Raw genomic sequence first — 22,308 nt, 5'->3', positions numbered from 1 at the left:
GTCCCGGTGCTACACCACGGCGCGGGGCCGTGCGGCCGCTCATTCGTCGAGCAGGGAGGTGATGTCGGCGGGCCACTCGACCAGCTGGGTCTCGGCGCCGGGAGGCACCCGGTCGAAGGTGCGGGTCAGGAACTCGTTGAGCTCGCCGGTCGGCGCCTCCAGCAGGACGAAGCCCTGTCCGATGTGGCCGAAGGTGATCAGGGTGGCCGCCTCGTCGGCGGGCTCGACGCGCACGTCGCCCTCGCCCGCCGCGGCGCGGAGCCCGTCGGCGAGCAGCTCCCTGGCGAACACCCAGTCGGTCGCGGCCGGGTGCTCGGCGGGGAAATGCAGTTCGACCGCGTAGGGATCCTCGGTCTGATAGCGGCACTCGACGTTCACGGCGACCGGCGCGCAGCGCCCCGTGTAGAGCCGCATGACCATGCGGTGGCTGAGGACCGCCACGATTTCCTCCCCGGAACGACACCTGGTCCGGAGCCTCTGCCCGTCCCTGCCTCTGGCAATGTGCCGCGTCCGTCGAGATCCGGTGAAGATGCTTCGTGCGCGGCTCACCGTCCCCTCGTCCCCTGCGGCGGGCCCATGGCCCGGTCACTCGAACGGGGGCGGTATGCGGTCCGCGGTGTGTAGGCCGGGAGGGCGGGGGCATGCGCCGTCGGGTTGTCCGAGCAGACGGGAGAGAGCACGTGATCACACTTCAAGGGCGCACCGTCGCTTTCCTGGTGGCCGAGGAGGGCACCGAACAGGTGGAGCTGACCCGTCCCTGGGCCGCCGTCGAGGAGGCGGGCGGCACCCCGCGCCTGCTCTCCACCGGGCCGGGGCGGATCCAGGCCTTCCACCACCTGGACCGGGCCGACCAGTTCGCCGTCGACGCGGTCGCGGGGGAGGAGACGGTCGACGACTACGACGCGCTCGTGCTGCCGGGCGGCGTCGCCAACCCGGACCGGCTGCGGACCGACCCGCAGGCGGTGGGCTTCGTCCGGGCCTTCTTCGAGGCGGGCAAGCCCGTCGCCGCGATCTGCCACGGACCGTGGACCCTCGTCGAGGCGGACGTCGTCCGGGGACGGACCATGACCTCCTGGCCGAGCCTGCGCACTGACCTGAACAACGCCGGGGCCACCTGGGTCGACCAGGAGCTGGTCGTCTGCGAGCAGGGCGACAACGTGCTGATCACCAGCCGCAAGCCGGACGACCTCGACGCCTTCGACGACGCCCTGGTGACCCGCTTCGCCAAGGCGTGAGCCGGCCGGGACCGCATGCGCGGAGGGATCAGGGGGTACCCGCCCCGCCGGAGCAGTTCTGGATCATGAAGGAGCGAGTCATGCCCTCCCTGCGCGAGCGTCGCGATCCCCTGGAGACACCGTTCGGTCCGCCGGTCGCCACCCTGCCGCCGCGGCCCCCGAACCGCCCGCGCCCGAGCCCGGGGAGCCGCCCGCGACTCCGGATCCGCCCATGCCGCCCGGCGCGCCGGACTCGCCAGGCCACGACGCCCCCGAGGTGCCCGAGCCTCCCGAGCCCCGGCCGGTCGAGCCCGGCCGGCCGCGTCCGACCGAGCCGCCCGACTGAACGGCCCGACCGGGCCCTCCGAGCGGGCTCAGGCCACGGCGGTCGGCTGCGGCCACCGCAGCAGGGCGCCGACGCCGCCGACCGGGCCCAAGCCCGAGGGCGGTACGGCCAGGGCCTCCGCGTCCAGGGCGATGGCGGCGCGCAGCAGCGCGTCGTCCGCCCGGGCGGGGCGCGGATACGGCTCGCCCAGGGCGCGGACCTCGCCGCGCTCGGCGGACAGGTGGAGCGGGTCGGTGCCGGTCCACACCGTGCGGGCGGTGTCCGGCGCGGCGGGATCCAGCAGCAGGGTGGCCAGTCGGCGTTCCCGTGCCGCGCGCAGCACCTCCGGCACGCCCTCGGTGGTCCGGCCCACGGACTCGGCGCGACGCGCGCGCCCGGTGGCCGGGTCGCGGGTGCGTCCGGCCACCAGGTCGGTCAGGGCCTGGTCCGTGTGCTCGGCGGCGACCTGCGCCCGGACCAGCTCCAACTCCTCGTCGAGCGCGTGGTCCGCGCCGCCGGGCGCCCGTCCGCCCGTCCGCAGCTCCACGACCGCAGGACCCAGCGGGCGCGGCAGCCGCCGCAGTACCTCGTGCCGCTCGCGCGGGTCCCCGGCCAGCGCGACGACGCACTCAGGGGTGCAGGCGTGCCTGCGCGCCACCTCGTCCGCGACCACCTGCGCGGTCCGCTGCCAGCTGTCCTCCACCCGGTGCTGGTAGTGCCACTCGTACCGGTCCCCGGGGACGGTCCGGTGGCCGTGTTCGCGCCCCTGCGGGCCCTGCGCGCCGGCGAGGGCGTGCCGTCCGTGCTCGTCGCACAGCTCCAGGTCCGCGCCGGTCCGGTCGATGAGGACGAGCAGGATGTCCGGGCACTCGCTGCGCAACGACAGCAGGGGAGTCAGCCGCGGCAGCGCGGACCAGGTCGTCTCCACGGGGACCGGCGCGGAGGCCAGCTCCGCCTCCAGCAGGACCCTGCCCTCGGTCGCGAACAGCGCCCGCCCGGCCGGTGAGCCGGACGTGGGCTCGGCCGCCAGCCGGTCCGCGACGGCCCGGACGGTGCGCTGGTCGGCGCCGAGCCTGAGCAGCTCGCGCGCGGCAGCGCGGTTCCGCAGTTCGGTCTGCTTCGCGGCGTCCTCGCTGTGGCGGGAGGTGTCGACGACCACGCTCGCCCAGGGGCCGGGGCGCCTGAGCAGGGGGTGGAGGAACGAGAGTTCCATGGCTGCCTCGATTCCTGTGGCGAGGACCGCCCGCGCGGCGGTCCTCCCGGCACGCACGCCAGTTCCAGTGTCCACGCCATCGCGCGCGCGTGCCGCCGAATCGCCGCGGGTCAGGCGGGGCTGCCAGGTGGGGCTGTCAGGCGGGGCTGGCGGAGCGCTCGGGTTCGGCCTGCGGGGTCAGGTCGCTGCGGGGGAGCAGCAGCGGGCTGACCAGGATGAGCAGTCCGGCGACCGCGAGGGCGGTACGTGGACCGGTCGCGTCGGCGAGCAGGCCGCCGAGCGCGGTGCAGACGGCGATGGACGCCTGGGTGCCGACCGACCAGGCCGACAGGGTGCGGGCGAGCAGGTGCCTGGGCGTGCGCTCCAACCGGTAGGTGGCGAGCACCGGCGTGTAGAGGCTCATGTTGACGATGATCGCCAGCTCGACCGCCATCACGGTGACCAGGCCGACGACCCCGGGCCGCACGAAGACCAGGCCGATCAGCCAGACGGCGCGCAGGGCGCCGACGGTACGGAAGACCCACTGCCGGCCGTGGCGGGCCACCACCCGGCGGGCCAGTCGGGAGCCGATGAGCCCGCCGAGACAGGGGGCCGCGAAGGCGAGGCCGTACTGCCACGGCGGGAAGCCGAGGTCGCGGAGGAGCAGGACAGCCAGTAGCGGCTCGGTGGCCATGATCAGACCGGAGACGAGCAGGTTGTTGAGGTAGAGCCGGCGCAGGGCCGGATCGCCCAGGATGTGCCGCCATCCGTCGAGCACCGCGCCCGCCCTGGCCCGGCCCGCCTCGGGCGGGGGCGGCGCCTCCTCCCGACCCCTGATCGCGGTGATGCCCAGCGCCGAGAGCAGGTAGCTGAGCGCGTCGGCCACCACGGTGGTGACCGGCCCCAGCACGCCGATCGCCGCCCCGCCCAGCGGCGGACCCACCGCGATGGAGCTCCAGTTCGTCGATTCGAACCGCGCGTTGGCGACGAGCAGGTCCTCCGGCCGGACCAGCGTCTTGAGGTGGGCGCCGCTCGCCGCGTTGAACGCGATCTTGGCGGCCGCGGTGACGGCCGAGACCACGAGCAGCTGGAGGAAACCGAGCGCGCCCCACGCGTAGGCGACAGGGATCGAGGCGATGGCCGCGCAGCGGATCAGATCCATGGTGATCATGACCGGGCGCTTGCGCCGGAACTCCACCCACGGGGCGAGCGGCACCGCGATCAGCGCGCCCACCGCGGGCCCCACCGCGGACAGCGCGGACACCTCGGCGGGGGAGGCGTGCAGCACCAGCACGGCGATCAGGGGCAGCGCGCCGAAGCCGAGACCGGAGCCGTAGGCGCTCACCGCATAGGCCGCCCAGAGCAGGCCGAACGGCCGGCCCAGACGTCGTCGGCCCGCCATCCCGGCGCACCCCCTCGCTGACCTGAACAATCGGACATTGACCGGAGAGAGCCAACCGCGTCGAGCCGTAGCAGGTCAAACAACCGCCACGCCGACCGCCCACAACCGTTCGTTGTCGCCCGTCGTGGTCGCCTAGGGTGGGCCGACATGGATCTGGACGCGGTGCGCACCTATGTCGCCGTCGCCGACGCGGGCCGTTTCCAGCGGGCCGCGGCCGAGCTGTCGATCACCCAGCAGGCGGTCTCCAAGCGCATCGCGGGCCTGGAGCGCGACCTCGGGGTGCGGCTGTTCACCCGCACGCCGCGCGGCGCCGAGCTCACCATCGACGGGCAGGCGTTCCTGCCGCACGCCAGGGAGCTGGTGCGGGTCGCCGAGCGCGCGGTCACCTCGGTGCGCAGCGGTCGCCGTCCGCTCCGCGTGGACGTGCTGAACTCGCGCGGCGCGGCCTCGGGCCTGATGCGCGGCTTCCACCGCGCGTACCCCGACGTGGAGCTCGACGTGCTGATGGTGTGGGAGATCGAGGCCGCCGTCGCCGCCCTCCGCTCCGGTGCGATCGACGCGTCCTTCCGCGCGGTGGCGATGCCCGGTCGGCCCCTTCCCGAGGACATCGCCTCGGTCCGGGTGCTCGACGAGCCGCTCGAACTCCTCACCGGCCCGGACCACGCGCTGGCCGGGGCCCGGTCGGTGACCCTGCCTCAGCTCGTCGGGCACCGGATCTGGATGCCCGGCATCGTCCCCGGCACCGAGTGGGCGGCCTACTACGACGACCTCGTGGCCGAGTTCGGCCTCACCGTCGAGGCGACCGGCCCCAACTTCGGTTCCGACGCGCTGCTCGACACCATCGCCGACACCCCCGCCCTGGCCACCTTCATGGGCGGTCTGACCCGCCTGGTCCGGCCCGCCGACCACGGTCTGCGCCGCATCCCGGTGACCGACCCGACCCCCGTCTACCCGCACTCGCTCCTCTGGCACCGCGACAACCCCCACCCCGCGCTGCCGACCCTCCGTGCCCACCTCGCCGCCACGGTGACCGGCCACGACGCCGCAGGGACCTGGCGTCCGCGCTGGGTGTCCCCGATCTGAGCCGGCTCAGCCGCCCTGGGCGGCGTCGTACTGGTCCTGGGCGGCCAGGATCGCGGGCATCGCGTGGTGCAGGTGCTCGATCAGGTCCAGCAGTCTGACGGCGGTCTCCGCGCCGAGCGGGGTGAGCCGGTACTCGACGTGCGGGGGCATCGCCGCGATGACGGTGCGGTGGGCGAACCCGTCGCGCTCCAGCGTGTGCAGGGTCTGGGACAGCATCTTCTCGCTGATCCCGTCGATCTTGCGGCGGACCTCGCCGAAGCGCGCCACGCCGAGCTCGCTCAGGGCGGCGAGCACGAGCAGGCCCCAGCGTCCGGTGATGTGCTCCAGCGCGGGGCGCGAGGGGCAGTTGCGCGCGAACACGTCGAAGTCGTCGGCCACGGGGGCGGGGGTCTGCGCGTCAGCCATGCCGCCAGCGTAGCCCAGTGGCTAACCATTCGGAAGCGCTAACTTTTCGTTTGCACTTTCATTTGGTTAGTGCCATGCTCAAGGGCATGACGAACCCCGTGATCTCCATCGCCTTCCACTCCGGCTACGGCCACACCGCCGTCCTCGCCGAGGCCGTCCGCAACGGCGCGACCGACGCCGGCGCGACCGTGCACCTCATCCCCGTCGACACCATCACCGAGGAGCAGTGGGCCCTGCTGGACGCCTCGGACGCGATCGTCTTCGGCTCGCCGACCTACATGGGCACCGCGTCGGCCGCGTTCCACGCCTTCGCGGAGGCCTCCTCCAAGCGCTGGTTCGGCTCCGAGTGGCGTGACAAGCTCGCCGCCGGCTTCACCAACTCCGGCTCCAAGAGCGGCGACAAGCTCAACACCCTGCAGTTCTTCACGGTCCTGGCCGCGCAGCACGGCATGCACTGGGTCAACCTGGGCCTCCACCCGGGCTGGAACAGCAGCGAGGCCTCCGAGAACGACCTCAACCGGCTCGGCTTCTTCCTCGGCGCGGCCGCCCAGACCAATGTCGACCAGGGCCCCGACGCGGTCCACAAGGCGGACATTGCCACCGCGGAACACCTCGGCCGCCGCCTGGCCGAGACCGCCAAGCGCTTCGCCCCCGCCGCCTGACGGGCTCAGGGCCGCAGGGCGGTGCGGCCCGGGTCGGCGGCCAGGCCGGCGAGGGCCCGCACCTCCTCGGCGTAGGTGTGCCAGACCTCGCGGGTGAGGAAGTGGCCGGTCCCGGGCACCGTTCGCAGGCGTGCGCCGGGGACGGCCGCGGCGGTGTCCCTGGCGGCGGCCACGCGCAGCAGCGGGTCGTCCTCGCCGTGCAGCACCAGCATCGGCGCGGCGATCCGGGCCAGCGGCCCGCCCGTCCACTTCGCTCCGATCTGGCGGCTCTGGGCCTCCTCGTCGCGGAAGCTGGAGACCCCGTGGGCGGCCTCCCGCTCGACGAACTCGCGGACGTCGCCCTCGTCGACCGGCCGCCCGGGGGCGACCAGCAGCCCGACGACGGCCAGGGCCAGTGCGAGATCTCCCTCCGGGGTCTCGGGGAAGTGCAGCCGCATGAAGCGCGTCAGCAGCAGCGGCCGCAGATAGCGCAGGGTGCGCAGGGCCTTCGCATCGCTGGGCACGGCGGAGGACGAGGTGACGCTCAGCACCCGGTCCGGGTGCCGGATCGCCGTCCGCTGGGCGACCAGGCCGCCGAGCGAGTGGCCGAAGACGTGGGCGCGCTGCCAGCCCAGGGCGTCCATGACCGCGACCGCGTCGTCCGTCAGGTCCTCGGCGCTGTAGGCCGGGGCCGCCCGGCGCGTCAGGGCGGCGAGGGGGGAGGCGGCCCGGCGCTGCGACAGGCGGCTGGACTGGCCCGCGTCCCGCTGGTCGTAGGCCACGACATGGAAGCCCCGCTCCACGAGTGCGCCGACGAGCCCCTCCGGCCACCAGAACCGGGAGGTGCCCAGCCCCATGACCAGCAGCAGGGGGTCGCCGCCCGTTCCGCCCAGGTCCTCGAAGGCGAGGCGGACTTCGCCGTTGTGCGCATAACGCGTCATGCCGGTCTCCTTGTTTGCGAATGGCGTTCGCGAACACCGTACGCGATGGATAGGATGTCGGGCAACGAGGGAGGTGCCCATGGCGGCGCGGGAGGACGAGGTGATCTGGCTGCGGCCGGAGCAGGCCCCAGTGGGACGCCCGGCCGAGCGCAGCCGCGCCGAGATCACCGCCGCAGCGATGGAACTGGCCGACCGGGAGGGGCTGGAGGCCGTCACCATGCGCCGGGTCGCGTCCGTCCTGGGCACCGGCGCCGCCTCGCTCTACCGCTACGTGGCCACCCGCGACGACCTGCTCGACCTGATGACCGACAGCACCGCTGCCGAGTACCGGCTCCCCGCTCCCACCGGCGACTGGGAGGCCGACCTGCTGGCCGTCGCCGACCAGGCGCGCCGGATCATGCGCGGCCACCCGTGGCTTCCCGCCCTGGTCATCAGCCGGCCCGCGCTGGGCCCCCACGGCGCCGACCTGCTGGAGCACGTCCTCGACGTCCTGGCCGAGCATCCCGCCGACGCGGGCAGGAAGGTCCAGGCGTTCGCCCTGCTCGGCGGGCTGACCGCCCTCTTCGTCCAGAACGAGGTCACCGCCACCGCGGCCGGCGCCGCGCGCCAGGCCGCCTATCTGCACCACGTCGCCGTGGCCGGCCACCATCCCCGCATCGCCGGGCTGTCGGCGTCTCCCGCCGACCGAGCGCCGAGCGATCCCTTCCACACGGTGCTCAGCCGGGCCCTCGCCGGGGTGCTGGACCGGCCGTCCACGCCCTGAGGACGGATGGCCGGGCCCCGCGCCGTGGGGGGACGTGGCACGGGGCCCAGCGGGAGCACACGGCACGGCCTCGGGGGGACGGGCCGTCCGCGTGTCCCAGGTCGGCGGCCCTTGCGGCGCGCCGACGTCCTGCGTGTGACCGCCCATGGCCCCGCGCAAACGTGCGATCTCAGACCGGGGGGATCCGGACCCCGATGAGGCACGTGTCGTCGTCGGTGTCGGAGAGGCTGTGCGCCAGCAGATGGTCGAGCTGGTCGGGCAGGGGCCGGTCGGCGGGGAAGGACGGGTCGCGGAGGGTGTCGAGCAGGTCGCCCTGGCCCGTGTCGTCCTTGCGTTCGATCAGCCCGTCGGTGAACAGGAACAGGGTCTGACCTGGCGTCAGCTCCAGTTGCTGCTCCTGGTAGACGGCGTCCGGCAGGGCGCCCAGCAGGATCCCCGGGCCTGCGGCCGCCTGACTCGGCACGCCGTCGGCGAGCAGGACCGGGGGCAGGTGCCCGGCCCGGGCCCAGTGCAGGCAGCGGGTGTCGGGGTCGAAGATCGCGCAGATCGCGGTGGCGGTGACGTTGTCGGTCAGATGGAACGCGACGTTGTTCAGCCAGGACAGGAGCTGCGCCGGGCCCGCTCCGGTGGCCGCCAGACCGCGCAGCGCGTTGCGCAGCGCCACCATCCCGGTGGCCGCGCCGATGCCGTGCCCCGCGACGTCGCCGACCGCGATCAGGACGGTGCCGTTGGGCAGCTCGACGGCGTCGTACCAGTCGCCCCCGACCGCCTCGTCCTGGCTCGCGGGCCGGTAGCGGACCGCGATGTCCAGGCCGCGGACCTCGGTCGTCTGCGGGGTGGCGGGCATGATGGCGTGCTGCAACTGTCGGGCCAGCCGGGCGCGGTCGCGCGCGTCGGCCTCGGAGCGGGCGAGCTGGTCCCTGGTCGCCTCCAGGGCGACCTCGGTCCAGTGGTGCGCGGAGACGTCCTGGCAGGCGCCGCGCACGGCGACCAGCTCCCCGGCGTGGTCGACGACGGCCTCGGCGGTGAGCCGTACATGCCGGATCACATGGTCGCCGCGGCGCACCCGCAGCGCGACGGACGCGGGCTTGCGGAAGTGCGTGACGGTGGTCGTGAACAGGTCGAAGCCGGCCCGGTCGTCCTCGTGGATCCGCGCCCGCACTTCGGACAGCGGCAGCGGAGGGTCGGCGGGGGAGCGGCCGAACAGGTCGTAGAGCTCGTCGTTCCAGGTGGTGCGACCGTGGACGAGGTCGTCCTCGAAACCGCCGATGCGGCCCAGGCGTTGGGCGTGCTGCAGCAGGGTGCCCAGGCGCTGGGCGTTCTCGTCCAGAAGCCGCCAGGTGACCAGGGCGGTGTCGTTGATGCGGCTGATGCCCAGGTGGGCACGGATGGTGACGCCCACGTCGCCGACCTGGGCGTGCAGCGGGAAGTCCTCGGAGCGGTAGGGCTCCCCGGTCGCGAAGACGTGCTCGATCTTCTCCCACACGCCGCCCGGCCGGGTGAAGGCGGGGTAGGCCTGACGCAGCAGCCGCCCGGCCAGCAGCGTCGCCGGCCGGCCGGCCAGGTCGCGGAAGCGGTTGTTGGTGTGGGCGATGGTGAAGTCGGCCAGCCGGCCGCGGGTGTCGAACGCGGGGACGAGCACCATCACGGGGTCCGGCAGACTCTCCGCCAGTCGTGACGCGGTCGTGTCCGGGGCGGCCGCGGCCACCGGCAGCTCCTGGGCGCCGTCCGTGATCAGACGCGCCGCCAGGTTCGCGAGCGCCTCCAACTGGCGCTCCAGCCGGACGTCGGGCGTGGGCGGCTGGGCCCAGCACACCTCCAGGATCCCGACCACCTGGCCGTCGAGGTAGGCCGCCACCGCCGCCCTGGGCGTGGTGTGACAGGGCGGGCTGCTGGGCGGCGGACCGTCAGGGGCGGACCAGCACAGCTCACCGGTGCGGGCGGCCTCCTGCGCCACCGTCGGCACGGCGGTCGGACCCCCGGCGTGTGCCTGGCGCTCCGGCAGCGATCCGGGCGCGAACCCGGCCTGGCCGGCCAGGTGCAGCGTGCCGTCCAGGGCCTGGGCCCACAGCGCCACCGCGTGCGCACCGAGCGGCTCGAGCGCGTTGTCCAGCAGGGCCTTCGCGGCCTGCTGCACCTCCGGCGCGCTCCGGCCGTCCGCCCGGGCCTCGCCGGAAACCTCGGACGGCGCTCCCTGGTGGGTCCCCGCCGGGCCCGGACGGGAGGCGCGGGCCACCAGCTCCGCCGCCGTCTGCAGCACGCCGCTCTCGCTCGCGGCCGCCATGGTGTCCAGCAGTTCGCGTGCGCCGCCGGCCGACCGCCGGGTGCGTTCCATCAGGATGCCGACCGCGCAGTCGACCAGCGCCCGCGCGTCGGCGGCCTCGCTGGGAACGGGCAGGGCCTCGTGGACGCGCTGCACGGTGCCGCTGAGCCGCCGGATGCCGGAGCCGACACCGCCGGGGTCGCTGGAACCCCTCTCCGGTCGGCCGTCGGCCGGTGTCGGGCGCCCGCCGGGAAGGGGCGAGCCGCTCACAGGGCCAGCACCTCCAGGATCGAGGCGACCAGGGCGGCGGCGTCGACGGGCTTGGTGATGTAGGCGTCGGCGCCCGCGGCCATGCTCTTGTCGCGGTCGCCCGGCATCGCCTTGGCGGTGACCGCGATCACCGGCAGGGAGGCGTACTGCGGCAGCGCCCGGATCGCGGCGGTGGCCTCGTAACCGTCCATCTCCGGCATCATCACGTCCATCAGGACCAGCGAGATCTCGGGATGGGCGGTGAGGGTCTCCAGTCCTGCGCGGCCGTTCTCGGCGTGCAGCACCCGCATGCCCTGCAGCTCCAGGATCTGGGTGATCGCGAAGACGTTCCGCACGTCGTCGTCGACCACGAGGGCGGTGCGCTGCGCCAGCCGCTCGTCGATCTCGACGGTCGCGGCCGTGCTGCGCGCGGCGCTCGGGACCGGCGCGGGCGTCTGGGCGGCCAGCCGTTCCCTGATCCGCGCGCGCAGTTCGTCCAGGCTCGCGGTGACGTCGACCTGGCGCTGGCCGGCCTGGTCGCGCAGGCGCTTCTCGTCCGCGGCCGACAGGGCGTGGGTGTGCACCAGCACCGGGATGTCGCGCAGCGCGTGGTCCTCGTCGAGCGCCTGCAGGAACCGCCAGGCCTGTGGGTCGGCGGCGTTGAGCTCCACCACGATGCAGTGCTGCTGCTCCAGGGCGAGAACGGCCGCGGCCTCGGTGACCTGGGAGACGTTGCTGGTCCGCACCGGGCTGCCCTGCGGCTCCGCGGCGGCGAGGTCCGCGACGGCGCTCTCGGCGACCAGCGTCAGCAGACCGCGGGTCTCCTTCTCCAGGACCAGCAGCCGCCGTTCGGCCGCCGCCGGAGCGGCGACGGGACCGGACTCGACCGGCACGGCCACCGGTCCCTCCTCCTCCAGGACCAGGTCCACCGCCCCCGGGTGACGGGCCGGCAGGAACAGGGTGAAACGGCTGCCCTCCCCGACCCCGCTGGTCACGGTGATCACTCCGCCGAGGAGCTGCGCCATCTCCCGGCTGATCGACAGGCCCAGGCCGGTGCCGCCGTAGCGGCGGCTGGTGGTGCCGTCGGCCTGCTGGAACGCCTCGAAGATGACACTGAGCAGCTCGTCGGAGATGCCGATGCCGGTGTCGGCCACCTCGAAGGCGACCACGGGGCCGCGTCCGCGCAGCACCGGCGGCGCCGTCTGCTCGTCCGCGCCGGAGATCCGCAGGTCCACCCGTCCGGAGTCGGTGAACTTCACCGCGTTCGACAGCAGGTTGCGCAGCACCTGCCGCAGTCGGGACTCGTCGGTGATCAGCGTCCGCGGCGCGTCGGCGGCGACGTGGACGCGGAAGTCGAGGGCCTTCTCACTGGTGAGGGGGCGGAAGCTGGCCTCGACGTAGTCGGTCAGCGCCCGGAGTGCGGTGGGCTCCAGGCTGAGGTCCATCTTGCCCGCCTCGACCTTGGACAGGTCGAGGATGTCGTTGATCAGCTGCAGCAGGTCCGACCCCGCGGAGTGGATGATGCCCGCGTACTCGACCTGCTTGGGCGTCAGGTTCCGGCTGGGGTTCTGGGCGAGCAACTGCGCCAGGATCAGCAGGCTGTTGAGCGGGGTGCGCAGTTCGTGGCTCATGTTGGCCAGGAACTCCGACTTGTACTTCGAGGCGATCGACAGCTGCTGCGCCCGCTGCTCCAGCTCCTGCCGGGCCTGTTCGATCTGCAGGTTCTTGGCCTCGATGTCCATGTTCTGCGCGACCAGCAGCGAGGCCTTCTCCTCCAGCTCCGCGTTGGAGCGCTGCAGCTCCTCCTGACGGGACTGCAACTGCCCCGACTGGTCCTGCAGTTCGGCGGCCAGCCGCTGCGACTCGGCCAGCAGCTCGTCGGTCCTGGCGTTGGCCAGGATGGAGTTGAGGCTGACCCCGACCATCTCGGTCAGGCGCTGCAGGAAGTCGCGGTGCACCGCCGTGAACGGCGTCACGGAGCCGAGCTCGATCACCCCGAGGACCGCGTCCTCGACCACCAGCGGCAGCACGGTCAGGGCCTTGGGCGTGGTGGAGCCCATGCCCGAGGAGATGACGGCGTAGTCGGCGGGCAGGGACTCCACGCTGATGGTGCGCCTGCTGCGGGCGGCCTGCCCGACCAGGGACTGGCCCAGCGCGAAGGACTGGTCCGCGTCGGCGTCCGCGTGCCCGTAGGAACCGATCATGCGCAGGCGCGGCTTCTCGGCCCCGTCCTCGGCCAGATAGAACGCCCCGTACTGGGCGTCCACCAGCGGGGTGAGCTCGTCCATGACCAGCTCCGCCACGACGGGCAGGTCGCGCTGCCCCTGCATCAGCGCGGACAGGCGCGCCAGGTTGGACTTGAGCCAGTCCTGCTCCCGGTTGGCGCGGGTGGTCTCGCGCAGGGAGTGGACCATCGCGTTGATGTTGTCCTTGAGGTCGGCGACCTCGCCGGAGGCGTCGACGGTGATGGACCGGGTCAGGTCCCCCTGGGCGACGGCGCTGGTGACCTCGGCGATGGCGCGCACCTGGCGGGTGAGGTTCCCGGCCAGCTCGTTGACGTTCTCGGTGAGCCGCTTCCAGGTGCCGGAGACGCCCTCGACCTCGGCCTGTCCGCCCAGGCGGCCCTCACTGCCGACCTCGCGGGCGACGCGGGTGACCTCGGCGGCGAAGGCGGAGAGCTGGTCGACCATGGTGTTGATGGTGGTCTTCAGCGTGAGGATCTCGCCGCGGGCGTCGACGTCGATCCTGCGGGTCAGGTCGCCCTGGGCGACGGCGGTGGTGACCTGCGCGATGTTGCGGACCTGGTTGGTCAGGTTGGTCGCCATGGAGTTGACGTTGTCGGTCAGGTCCTTCCAGGTGCCGGCGACGTTCGGCACCCTGGCCTGGCCGCCCAACTGCCCTTCGGTGCCCACCTCGCGGGCCACCCGGGTGACCTCGTCGGCGAACGCGGACAGGGTGTCGACCATCAGGTTGATGACCCCGGCCAGCGCGGCGACCTCGCCGCGGGCCTCGATGGTCACCTTCCGTGACAGGTCGCCCTTGGCGACGGCGGTCGCGACGTCGGAGATGTTGCGGACCTGGTTGGTCAGGTTCGACGCCATCACGTTGACGTTGTCGGTCAGGTCCTTCCAGGTGCCGGAGACGCCCCGGACGGTGGCCTGCCCGCCCAGGTTGCCCTCGGTGCCGACGTCCCTGGCGACGCGGGTGACCTCGTCCGCGAACGCGGAGAGCTGGTCGACCATCGTGTTGATGGTCTCCTTCAGCTCCAGGATCTCGCCCCTGGCCGCCACGTCGATCTTGCGGGTGAGGTCGCCCCTGGCGACGGCGGTGGCGACCTGGGCGATGGAGCGCACCTGTCCGGTCAGGTTGCCGGCCATGAAGTTGACCGAGTCGGTCAGTTCCCGCCAGACGCCGGCCACGTCCACCACGTCGGCCTGTCCGCCGAGACGTCCTTCGGTGCCGACCTCGCGGGCGACGCGGGTGACCTCGGCGGCGAAGGAGGAGAGCTGGTCGACCATGGTGTTGACGGTGTTCTTCAGTTCCAGGATCTCGCCGCGGGCGTCGACCTGGATCTTCTGCGACAGGTCTCCGGTGGCCACGGCGGTCGCCACCTGGGCGATGTCGCGCACCTGCGTTGTCAGGTTGCCGGCCATCGCGTTGACGGACTCGGTCAGGTCCTTCCACGTCCCCGAGACGCCCGGCACCTCGGCCTGCCCGCCGAGGCGTCCTTCGGTGCCGACCTCGCGGGCGACACGGGTGACCTCCGAGGTGAACAGCGAGAGCTGGTCGACCATGCCGTTGAAGACGGCGGCGATCTCGCCGAGCAGGCCTTCGTCCTCCTCGGGCAGCCTCGTGCCGAAGTCCCCGTCCCGCACCGCGGTCAGACCCGCCAGCAACTGCCCGAGGCCCACGGCTCCGGTCTCGGGTCCCACCTCGCGCTGCCCCGCCTCCATGCCTGCCACGCCTGTCACCCCTGTCACCGGACCTCTCCCACGCCACCCCGGAGTGCGACGGTTGCCAACGCAAACGACCCCAGCGTAAGGGCTTCCCGCGCGGGCTCAAGACCGCGATGCGGGACTCGGAATTCGCCTGCATACAGTCGCGGAACCGGGGTAAACGCGGTCTCGTCCTGTGCGGTCCTGATCTTGGAGGGGAAACCACCGTGCCTGTCGAAGCCGTCAGCCGAACCCGTGTCGAGCAGAGCGCCGACACCCGCGTGACCAGCAGGCCGGAGCTGCCGAGCGACCTGTCGTCGATGCCGGTGCGCGAGGTCCGCGAGATCACGGACGTGCTCTTCGTCCGGCTGCGGAGCCTGGAGGAGGGCACCGCGGACTACTCCTACGTGCGCAACACCCTGGTCGAGCTGAACATGGGCCTGGTCCGCCACGCGGCCTCCCGGTTCTCGCACCGCAGCGAGACCATGGACGACGTCGTCCAGGTCGGCGTCGTCGGGCTGATCAAGGCGATCAACCGCTTCGATCCTGAGCGGGGCCTGGAGTTCGTCACCTACGCGCTGCCGACCATCGTCGGGGAGATCAAGCGCCACTTCCGCGACACCAGCTGGGCCGTCCACGTGCCCCGCCGCCTCCAGGAACTGCGCATCGAACTCGCCCGCGCGGGCGAGGCCCTGCACAGCCGGCTCGGGCGCGAGCCGAGCACCGCCGAACTCGCCGACCATCTCGGCATCAGCGCCGACCAGGTCGTCGAGGGACAGATCGCGGCCAACGGCTACATCGCCGGAACCATCGAGACGCCCGGCACCGAGGACGACGACCGGCCCCTGCACGACCGGCTGGGCCGGCCGGAGCCCGCGCTGGAGACCATAGAGAACGTTTTGTCGCTCAAGCGGGCCATGGTGGAGCTGTCCGAGCGCGAGCGCCTGGTGCTGCGGCTGCGCTTCGTCGAGGAGCTGACCCAGACCGAGATCGGCCGGCACATCGGCGTCTCGCAGATGCAGGTGTCCCGCATCCTCTCCGACGTCCTGGCCAAGCTCCGTCTGATCCTGAGCGAGTGAGACGTGGCGCTCAGGCCGATCGCCCGATCACCCCTCGGACCCTGCGAAGTCCCGAACCCTGGAGGCGTGCGGCCGTGCTCACCCTGCGGATGAATGACGCCCCGACCCGCAGGGGAGACGTGGGTCATGAACGAGCGGACAGCCGGCGCCCCGGAGCGCCACGCCCCGGGCACCCGACGACCGCCGCGGACACTGCGGACGCCGCGATGAGCGCGCCGGAGACCGACACCGTCCCGAAGCCCGCGCGTCAGGTGCGCCGCCTGTCGCTGCGTGGGGCGGACGGGCCGGTCGGTCGGGCCCGCGACTTCACCCGACAGGCCATGGCCGACTGGCGCTGGTCGCCGCGGGGCGAGGAGTCGGTCGAGGACGTGCTGCTGGTGGTGTCCGAACTCGTCGCCAACGCCACGGCCCACGCCGGCGGCGCCACGGAACTCGCCCTGGCGATCGACGGCGAGCTGTTCTCCGCGTCCGTCGCCGACACCGGCGCCCGCGTGCCCGCCGCCCGTCCCGCCGCGCCCGGCCGACCGGGCGGGCACGGCCTGCACATCGTCGACGCGCTCGCCGCCGCGTGGGGGACGACGTGCGGCCCGCACGGGAAAGCCGTCTGGGCCGCGTTCGACGCCTGACCGCGCACGCGGTCAACGCCGCGGATGCCACTCGGTGAGGAGGATGGTGGCGTCGTCCCTGAGCGGCTGTCCCGGCTGGTCGGTGATCTGCTGGATCAGGCGGCGCAGGGCTTCCGGCGCGGGAAGACCGTCGGCCATGGCGCGGACCACGGTGTCCGCCAGGCGGTCCTCGCCCAGCAGGTCGCCGGTGGCCGAGCGCGCCTCGGTGACGCCGTCGGTGAACAGCAGGATGCGGTCGCCCGGTTGCAGATGGGCGGTGTGCACGGGCGGGCGCGGGGTCGGGTAGCCGGTCAGGCCGAGCGGCAGGTGCGAGGGGCGCTCGAGGGTGCCGGACACGATGCGGCGGTCGCGGATCAGCAGCGGCGGCGGGTGGCCGCAGTTGATCCACGACAGTCGGCCGCTGAGGGTGTCCAGCTCGGCGATGACGCAGGTCAGCAGCCTGTCGGGAATCCAGCGTTCCAAGGTGCGGTCGATCTGTTCCGCGATGTCACCGAGGTCCCCGCCGGCCCGGCGGGTGGAGCGGCACGCTGCCAGCGCCACGGCGCTGCAGCCGCCCGAGGCCAGGTCGTGGCCCATCGCGTCCAGCAGCGTCAGGTGCAGTATGCGGCCGACCAGGCTGTGGTCGTAGGCGTCGCCGCCGACGTCGTAGGCGGGTTCCAGTACGGCGCTTGAGGTCACGTCCGCGGTGCCGATGGTGCGCGGCGGCATGAACGCCCACTGCAGTTCCGCCTGCAGGCTCATCGCCCGGGTGCGCACGGTCTGGGCCAGCACGTCGCTGTAGGGCCGCTTGGTGGCCACGATCATGGCGAACAGGCCGGCCAGGGCCTCGCACCGGTCCAGCAGCGGCGGATCGAGCTCCGGCGCGGCGACCCGCACCACCCCGACCCGGCCGATCCCGTCCACCAGCGGGATCCAGCCGGTACGGTCCTCGCCGTCGGAGTCGCAGCGGGTGAGCTGCGCCGTCTCGGTGCGGTAGGCGCGCCCGGCGAGCGAGGAGTCGATGGGGAGGGTGTCCAGATCCGCGATCGAGCCCTCGGCGATCAGCCGTTCCGCCTGCTCGGGGGTCGGCAGCGCGACCAGCTCGCGCTGCTGCAGATCGGCGACGTAGATCCGGGCGTCCGTCAGTCCCAGCCGCCGTGCGGCCTGGTGGACCAGTTCGGGGATCTCGCGCGGGGCGAGCCGGTGGGACGCGGCCAGCACGTCGGCCAGAACCGGCCCGAGTCCGTCGTCCCTCACCGTCACCACCTCGCCCTCCACCGCGGGCCGTCCGACGGCTCGGGGAAGATCTATGCGAATGCGGCGGGCAGCGGACCGACGAGGGCGCGCGGTCCTCGGACGGTGATCCACACCGCGAAGGCACCCAGGGCCAGGCCGCCCACCGCGACGAGCAGCAAGTCGACCGCGGTCCGCGCCGCCTTGGTGATCTGCTCCATGGCCCGCGTCTACCCCGGAAGGTACGGCGCATGCCCGAGCGCGGGGCGTGCATGAGCCGGGGCTTCGGGGGCACACGAGGCCTCAAGGAGGTGGGATACACCATGGGTCCCTTGCTGTTGGTTCTGCTGCTCGCCCTGATCCTGGGCGGTGTCGGGTTCGCCGTGCACATCCTCTGGTGGGTCGCGGTGGTGGTGCTGGTGCTGTGGATCGCGGGGTTCTTCTTCCGCGGCGCGGGCGAGGCCCGCGGCCGGTGGTACCGCTGGTAGCGGCGATCTGACGGAACCACACCAGCGGGCGGGAGCCGATCATGCGGCTCCCGCCCGCCCCGCCGTCCCGGCAGCCGCTCCGCTCACGGACCCGGGGCGGCCCCCGCGCAGGCGACGCAGTGGGTGGCGGCCGGCCGGATCTCCAGACGCTCGGCGGGAATGGGCGCCCGGCAGGCCTCGCAGCGCCCGTAGCTGCCGTCCTCCACGCGCCTCATCGCCTCGTTCAACTGCTCCAGGTCCTGACGGCCCCGTTCGAGCAGAGCCGCCAGATGCGCGCGCTCGAACGCCGTGCTCGAACCCTCGGGGTCGTGCTCGTCGTCCACGGCGACCAGGGCGTTCGCCTCCACGACCGTCCGGTACTCGCGCTCCATGGCGGCGATCCTGGAACGGACTTCGGCCTGGTGCAGGGTCAGCCGCTCCCTGGCGGTCTCGGAAGCGAGTGCGGCCGTGCGACGGCCCGCTGCGCGTTGCTGCGACATGCTGTCTCCTACCTTTGCCTTCTCTGGCCAGGCGATCCGCCGTCGGCGGCCGTCCGGGCGGGACCGGGGTCTGTCCGGCTGTTGTCCGGATGTCATCCGGGGAACGGAGGCCGCTGGTTGAACCGGGCGGCCGCCCGGTCGTTCAACGTGGTGAGGCAACCACGCCCCAGCAGTTCCCTGGCGATCAGCAGTCCGAGCCCCCGCGAGCCGCCGGTCACCAAGGCCACCCGTCCGTTCACGCCGTCTGAGGTCATCGTGGTCTCCTCGCTCGGACCGGTCAGTACGGCAACGGCCGGCCCGAGGGCGTCCGCAGATCGAGCGGGGGCCGTGGCGGGCGTTGAGGCGGCGGACGCTTGGTCACTCGGGTCACGCTCATCTCCCTCGCCTCCAAGGTCGTTCGGAGAATCGCCCGGCGTCTGCCCTGGCCCGGTCCGTTCAACCCGCCCACCGCGTGGCGTGGCCGCCGGTGAGCGGGGCAGACGCCCGGCCCAGGACCGCGCATCTCCCGGAGACAGTGACCATGGACCCCGCCCACGAGTCAGCCGTCGTGGTCATCGACATGATCAACACCTATGACCACCCCGACGCCGCTCCGCTGCTCGCGTCCGTGCGGGCGGTACTTCCGAGCGTCACCCGTCTGCTGGAGCGGGCGCGGCAGCGCGACCTCCCGGTGATCTACGTGAACGACAACTTCGGTCTCTGGCGCTCCCACCACCAGGAACTCCTCGACCAGGCGCTCCGCGGCCCGCACGGCGACCTCGTCGAGCCGGTCCGGCCCGACGACCGGTCCCTGTTCGTGGTCAAGGCCCGCCACTCGGTCTTCTACCAGACCCCGCTCGACTACCTGCTCCAGCAGTACGCCGTCCGGCGCCTGGTGCTGTGCGGCCAGGTCACCGAACAGTGCGTGCTGTACTCCGCCCTGGACGCCCATATCCGGCACTACCAGGTGGCCGTGGCCCGCGACGCGGTCGCGCACATCCATCCCGACCTGGCCCGGGCCGCGCTGCGGATGATGCAGGTCAACATGGGCGCCGACCTGGACGACGCGGTGGCGGTCGAGCTGTGACGCCGGGCACGCGCGCGAGTGAACCGCCGCGCCGGGGGCATCCGCCGTACACCGACCGGCCGCGTGGCGGCACCCCGATCGCTCAGCGGAGGCAAGCGATGTCCACCGACGCCCTGGTCCTGCTCAAGGAGGACCACAAGGAGGTCCAGCGTCTGTTCCGGCAGTACCGTGCCGAGACCGCCGAGGCCGCCCGTGCGGAGCTCGCGGACGAGATCGTCCGGCAGCTCACCGTCCACTCCTACCTGGAGGACGAGGTTCTCTACCCCCGGATCCGCGCGGAGGTGCCCGACCTGGCCTTCGAGATGGACCTGGCCCACCAGGAACACCACGTCGCCGAGCTCCTGTGCGCGGAGATCGACGCCATGCGCGACGACGACCCGGAGCTCCCGGCGAAGATGGCCGTGCTGACCGACGCGGTCACCCGGCACATCCACACCGAGGAGCAGGAGTGGTTCCCCAAGGTCCGCGCCGCGATGGGACGCAGGGAACTGCAGCAGATCGGCGAGCGCATGCTGGCGCTGCGGCAGACCGCGCCGACGTCCCCGCACCGGCCCGGCCTGCTCCAACGCGTCGCGGACGCGGTCAGCGCATGAGTGCGGCCCCGGAGCCTGAGCCCCGGGGGCGGGGGGCTCAGGCTGCGCTCGCGCCCGACGGGGGGCTCAGCAGCGAGTCGTCCTCCGGGCGGGCGCCGGGCAGTCGGTAGCGGGCGGCGGCCAGGGCGCTGTCGATGTCGCGGGTGCCGGTGGCCACGCACAGCGTGTAGGTGACGTCCTCCAGACGCCGGCGTGCCTCCTCGTCGCCGTGGTCCGCCCCGAGCGCCGCCAGCGCCGCGTACTCCTCGATCAGCTTGTTCAGCACCGTCGGATGCGCCATCAGCACGTCGACCACCTCGAATCCACTCGTGCGACTGAAGCGACCCCTGCTGTGTCGCCCTCGGCGTATGCCCCGGCCGGTGATCTCCATGCACCACGAAACGCACCCCGGAACGCACTCCGGATCGAGCCCGGCGTCGGAGCGGACGACGACCGCGCCGAACGGGCGCGGCACGTGTGGATGGGCGGCCTCGGGGGCAGGCGCGCCCTTGTGGTCACGGCGGCCGGTGGCGTCGCGCGGGGCGTGCTGCGAGGAGACAGGAGAACCGATGGGGCGAAAGCCGGATCTGCCAGGGCCTGTGGAGTGGGCCTGGTCCTGGCAGGAGCAGGCCGCGTGCGTGGACTACGACACGCGGCTGTTCTTCCATCCCGCGGGGGAGCGCGGAAGCAGCTTCGAGTACCGGGAGGAGGCGGCGAAGCGCATCTGCGCCGCCTGTCCCGTGCTGGAGCAGTGCCGCGACTTCGCCCTGGAGTGCCGGGAGGAGTACGGCGTGTGGGGCGGCATGACCGAGGGGGAGCGCGCCACCGCACGACGCCGCCGACGCCGCGCGGCGCGCCCGGCGCAGGCGGTCTGACCCGAGGGGGCGGTGGGCCGACGGGCCGGTTTCGCCGGGGCGGCAGTGGTTAGCCGCGCCCATGGGCCCGCAGGGTGCGCGCCGACCTCGGAAAGGGGCACAGGTCCATGACGGAATACGGCTACTTCCTCTCCTGCGAGGAGTTCACCCCGGCTCAGCTGATCGATCAGGCCCGGTCCGCGCAGCGCGCCGGATTCACCAGGTTGGCGATCTCCGACCACTTCCATCCGTGGAACGACGCGCAGGGCAACAGCCCCTTCGTCTGGTCCGTGATCGGCGCCTTGTCGCAGGCCGTCGACCTGCCCGTGACCACGCTGGTGACCTGCCCGACCGTGCGGCTGCACCCGGCCGTCACCGCGCAGGCGTCGGCGACCTCCAGCGTGCTGCTCGGCGGGCGTTTCTCGCTCGGGGTGGGCACCGGTGAGGCGCTCAACGAGCACATCCTCGGGGACCGTTGGCCCTCGTTCGGCGAGCGCGCGGAGATGCTGGAGGAGGCGGTGACGGTGATGCGCGGCCTGTTCACCGGCGAGCGGATCAGCCATCACGGCCGTCACTACACCGTGGACAACGCCCGCCTCTACACCGCGCCGACGCAGCCCCTGCCCGTCCTGGTCTCCGGCTTCGGCCCCAAGGCCGCCGAACTTGCCGCACGGATCGGCGACGGCTTCGTCACCATGACCCCCGACGCCGACCTGGTCGGCGCCTACCGGCAGGCGGCCGGTGCGGGCCTGCCGGGGAAGGCGGTCGGCGGGGTCAAGGTGTGCTGGAGCAGCGACGCGGACAAGGCCGTGGACACCGTGCACCGCCTGTGGCCCACCGAACTGCTGCCGGGCGAGCTCGCCCAGATCCTGCCGACCCCGGCCCACTTCGAGCAGGCCTCCGAACTGGTCACCCGTGAGATGGTGGCCGACGCGGTGACCTGCGGCGACGACGTGGAGGCCCATGTGGAGACGCTGCGCGCCTACCTGCGGGCCGGCTTCGACGAGGTGTACGTCGGCCAGATCGGCGGCGCCGACCAGGACGCCTTCTTCGACGCCTACCGCGACCAGGTCCTGCCCGCCCTCGCCCGCTGACCCCGCTGTCGGCCTCACGTCGAAGCTGCGGGGCCGACGCCCGTCACCGGCGTCGGCCCCGCAGCTTCGACGTTCAGGTTTTCGGGTCCAGGACCGCCAGGTCCGGGCGGTCCAGCAGTTGTGACATGGCCTCGCGCCGCATCTCGGGTTCGTAGGCCTCGCGCAGTTCCTGTGCCGTGACGCCCAGCCGTTCGGCGGTCTGCGCGTCCTGCTCGGGGGTCATGGCCCCGTTCAGGGCCAGGGCCGCCCACACCAGCATCACCTCGGCGAGCGGGGCGTCCAGGCCCTCGGCCGGCGCGTCCGGATCGTGCCCGGCCCGGCGGGCCTGATCGAGCATCCACTGATAGAAGCTGCTGTCTGCTGCACTCATGGACCTCGCCTACCCCCGTCCCTTCCCGGCGACGCGGCCGACGGATACCTGGCCT

General features: G+C 73.0%; 24 protein-coding genes. 11 read left to right on the top strand and 13 right to left on the bottom strand.

Going from position 1 to position 22,308, the window contains the following annotated elements:
* Positions 1-39: 39 nt before the first annotated feature.
* Positions 40-441 (bottom strand): SsgA family sporulation/cell division regulator, encoded by a 402-nt coding sequence (locus BS83_RS27810; RefSeq protein WP_051944132.1) that lies wholly within the window; start codon positions 439-441, stop codon positions 40-42.
* A 239-nt stretch (positions 442-680) separates the two neighbouring features.
* On the opposite strand from BS83_RS27810, the gene BS83_RS27805 reads away from it, so the two are divergent.
* Complete coding sequence (locus BS83_RS27805; RefSeq protein WP_269664869.1) at positions 681-1,235, top strand: type 1 glutamine amidotransferase domain-containing protein; 555 nt, start codon at positions 681-683, stop codon at positions 1,233-1,235.
* A 353-nt stretch (positions 1,236-1,588) separates the two neighbouring features.
* On the opposite strand, the gene BS83_RS27800 is transcribed toward BS83_RS27805, so the two are convergent.
* Complete coding sequence (locus BS83_RS27800; protein WP_037606199.1) at positions 1,589-2,752, bottom strand: baeRF2 domain-containing protein; 1,164 nt, start codon at positions 2,750-2,752, stop codon at positions 1,589-1,591.
* A 136-nt stretch (positions 2,753-2,888) separates the two neighbouring features.
* On the bottom strand, positions 2,889-4,133 hold the full coding sequence (locus BS83_RS27795; RefSeq protein WP_037606198.1) for an MFS transporter: 1,245 nt from the start codon (positions 4,131-4,133) through the stop codon (positions 2,889-2,891).
* 147 nt (positions 4,134-4,280) lie between these two features.
* Between BS83_RS27795 and BS83_RS27790 the strand changes: the two genes are divergently transcribed.
* Positions 4,281-5,216, top strand: coding sequence for a LysR family transcriptional regulator (locus BS83_RS27790; protein ID WP_037606197.1), 936 nt, complete (start codon positions 4,281-4,283; stop codon positions 5,214-5,216).
* Between the two features lie 6 nt (positions 5,217-5,222).
* On the opposite strand, the gene BS83_RS27785 is transcribed toward BS83_RS27790, so the two are convergent.
* The gene (locus BS83_RS27785; protein ID WP_037606196.1) at positions 5,223-5,621 is read right to left on the bottom strand and encodes a winged helix-turn-helix transcriptional regulator; all 399 of its coding nucleotides are present in this window, start codon (positions 5,619-5,621) and stop codon (positions 5,223-5,225) included.
* Positions 5,622-5,707: 86 nt separating this feature from the next.
* On the opposite strand from BS83_RS27785, the gene BS83_RS27780 reads away from it, so the two are divergent.
* Positions 5,708-6,283 (top strand): flavodoxin family protein, encoded by a 576-nt coding sequence (locus BS83_RS27780; protein ID WP_037609988.1) that lies wholly within the window; start codon positions 5,708-5,710, stop codon positions 6,281-6,283.
* A 5-nt stretch (positions 6,284-6,288) separates the two neighbouring features.
* Here BS83_RS27780 and BS83_RS27775 read toward each other — a convergent pair whose 3' ends face one another.
* Complete coding sequence (locus tag BS83_RS27775; protein WP_037606195.1) at positions 6,289-7,203, bottom strand: alpha/beta fold hydrolase; 915 nt, start codon at positions 7,201-7,203, stop codon at positions 6,289-6,291.
* A gap of 79 nt (positions 7,204-7,282) precedes the next feature.
* On the opposite strand from BS83_RS27775, the gene BS83_RS27770 reads away from it, so the two are divergent.
* Positions 7,283-7,966, top strand: a complete 684-nt coding sequence (locus tag BS83_RS27770) for a TetR/AcrR family transcriptional regulator (RefSeq protein ID WP_037606194.1) — start codon at positions 7,283-7,285, stop codon at positions 7,964-7,966.
* A 169-nt stretch (positions 7,967-8,135) separates the two neighbouring features.
* On the opposite strand, the gene BS83_RS27765 is transcribed toward BS83_RS27770, so the two are convergent.
* Together BS83_RS27765 and BS83_RS27760 are read right to left on the bottom strand one after the other, a co-directional pair.
* Complete coding sequence (locus tag BS83_RS27765; RefSeq protein ID WP_051944127.1) at positions 8,136-10,499, bottom strand: GAF domain-containing SpoIIE family protein phosphatase; 2,364 nt, start codon at positions 10,497-10,499, stop codon at positions 8,136-8,138.
* Entirely contained in the window at positions 10,496-14,431 is a 3,936-nt protein-coding gene (locus BS83_RS27760; RefSeq protein ID WP_051944125.1) for a HAMP domain-containing protein, read from the bottom strand. Before BS83_RS27760 ends, BS83_RS27765 begins: the two co-directional genes overlap by 4 nt.
* Before the next feature lie 209 nt (positions 14,432-14,640).
* On the opposite strand from BS83_RS27760, the gene BS83_RS27755 reads away from it, so the two are divergent.
* Both BS83_RS27755 and BS83_RS27750 read left to right on the top strand, forming a co-directional pair.
* The gene (locus BS83_RS27755; RefSeq protein ID WP_037606193.1) at positions 14,641-15,492 is read left to right on the top strand and encodes a SigB/SigF/SigG family RNA polymerase sigma factor; all 852 of its coding nucleotides are present in this window, start codon (positions 14,641-14,643) and stop codon (positions 15,490-15,492) included.
* A 206-nt stretch (positions 15,493-15,698) separates the two neighbouring features.
* On the top strand, positions 15,699-16,118 hold the full coding sequence (locus BS83_RS27750; protein WP_037606192.1) for an ATP-binding protein: 420 nt from the start codon (positions 15,699-15,701) through the stop codon (positions 16,116-16,118).
* Between the two features lie 12 nt (positions 16,119-16,130).
* Here the strand turns inward: BS83_RS27750 and BS83_RS27745 are convergent, their stop codons facing one another.
* Together BS83_RS27745 and BS83_RS45775 are read right to left on the bottom strand one after the other, a co-directional pair.
* Positions 16,131-17,354 carry a PP2C family protein-serine/threonine phosphatase gene (locus BS83_RS27745; RefSeq protein WP_232248506.1) on the bottom strand — a complete coding sequence of 408 codons (1,224 nt, stop codon included), beginning with the start codon at positions 17,352-17,354 and terminating at the stop codon, positions 16,131-16,133.
* Positions 17,355-17,404: 50 nt separating this feature from the next.
* Positions 17,405-17,551, bottom strand: a complete 147-nt coding sequence (locus tag BS83_RS45775) for a hypothetical protein (protein ID WP_157597342.1) — start codon at positions 17,549-17,551, stop codon at positions 17,405-17,407.
* A 102-nt stretch (positions 17,552-17,653) separates the two neighbouring features.
* On the opposite strand from BS83_RS45775, the gene BS83_RS27740 reads away from it, so the two are divergent.
* Positions 17,654-17,818, top strand: coding sequence for a hypothetical protein (locus BS83_RS27740; RefSeq protein ID WP_037606191.1), 165 nt, complete (start codon positions 17,654-17,656; stop codon positions 17,816-17,818).
* An 83-nt stretch (positions 17,819-17,901) separates the two neighbouring features.
* On the opposite strand, the gene BS83_RS27735 is transcribed toward BS83_RS27740, so the two are convergent.
* Entirely contained in the window at positions 17,902-18,297 is a 396-nt protein-coding gene (locus BS83_RS27735; protein ID WP_051944123.1) for a TraR/DksA family transcriptional regulator, read from the bottom strand.
* A 92-nt stretch (positions 18,298-18,389) separates the two neighbouring features.
* Positions 18,390-18,551 carry an SDR family oxidoreductase gene (locus BS83_RS47850; protein ID WP_232248505.1) on the bottom strand — a complete coding sequence of 54 codons (162 nt, stop codon included), beginning with the start codon at positions 18,549-18,551 and terminating at the stop codon, positions 18,390-18,392.
* Between the two features lie 266 nt (positions 18,552-18,817).
* Between BS83_RS47850 and BS83_RS27730 the strand changes: the two genes are divergently transcribed.
* Positions 18,818-19,363, top strand: a complete 546-nt coding sequence (locus BS83_RS27730; protein ID WP_037606190.1) for an isochorismatase family cysteine hydrolase — start codon at positions 18,818-18,820, stop codon at positions 19,361-19,363.
* Positions 19,364-19,461: 98 nt separating this feature from the next.
* Positions 19,462-19,956, top strand: coding sequence for a hemerythrin domain-containing protein (locus tag BS83_RS27725; RefSeq protein WP_037606189.1), 495 nt, complete (start codon positions 19,462-19,464; stop codon positions 19,954-19,956).
* A gap of 37 nt (positions 19,957-19,993) precedes the next feature.
* Here the strand turns inward: BS83_RS27725 and BS83_RS27720 are convergent, their stop codons facing one another.
* The gene (locus tag BS83_RS27720; protein ID WP_037609983.1) at positions 19,994-20,242 is read right to left on the bottom strand and encodes a DUF5133 domain-containing protein; all 249 of its coding nucleotides are present in this window, start codon (positions 20,240-20,242) and stop codon (positions 19,994-19,996) included.
* A gap of 262 nt (positions 20,243-20,504) precedes the next feature.
* Between BS83_RS27720 and BS83_RS27715 the strand changes: the two genes are divergently transcribed.
* Both BS83_RS27715 and BS83_RS27710 read left to right on the top strand, forming a co-directional pair.
* On the top strand, positions 20,505-20,810 hold the full coding sequence (locus tag BS83_RS27715) for a WhiB family transcriptional regulator (RefSeq protein ID WP_037606188.1): 306 nt from the start codon (positions 20,505-20,507) through the stop codon (positions 20,808-20,810).
* Between the two features lie 107 nt (positions 20,811-20,917).
* On the top strand, positions 20,918-21,883 hold the full coding sequence (locus BS83_RS27710; RefSeq protein WP_037606187.1) for a TIGR03557 family F420-dependent LLM class oxidoreductase: 966 nt from the start codon (positions 20,918-20,920) through the stop codon (positions 21,881-21,883).
* A 73-nt stretch (positions 21,884-21,956) separates the two neighbouring features.
* Here the strand turns inward: BS83_RS27710 and BS83_RS27705 are convergent, their stop codons facing one another.
* Positions 21,957-22,253: a hypothetical protein gene (locus BS83_RS27705; protein WP_157597341.1), complete on the bottom strand. Its 297-nt coding sequence runs from the start codon at positions 22,251-22,253 to the stop codon at positions 21,957-21,959.
* Positions 22,254-22,308 lie beyond the last annotated feature (55 nt).

This window comes from Streptacidiphilus rugosus AM-16 (assembly GCF_000744655.1).
Classification (GTDB): domain Bacteria; phylum Actinomycetota; class Actinomycetes; order Streptomycetales; family Streptomycetaceae; genus Streptacidiphilus; species Streptacidiphilus rugosus.
The sequence above is the reverse complement of the archived record's forward strand: the minus strand, read 5'-3'. Positions and strand labels throughout refer to the sequence as shown.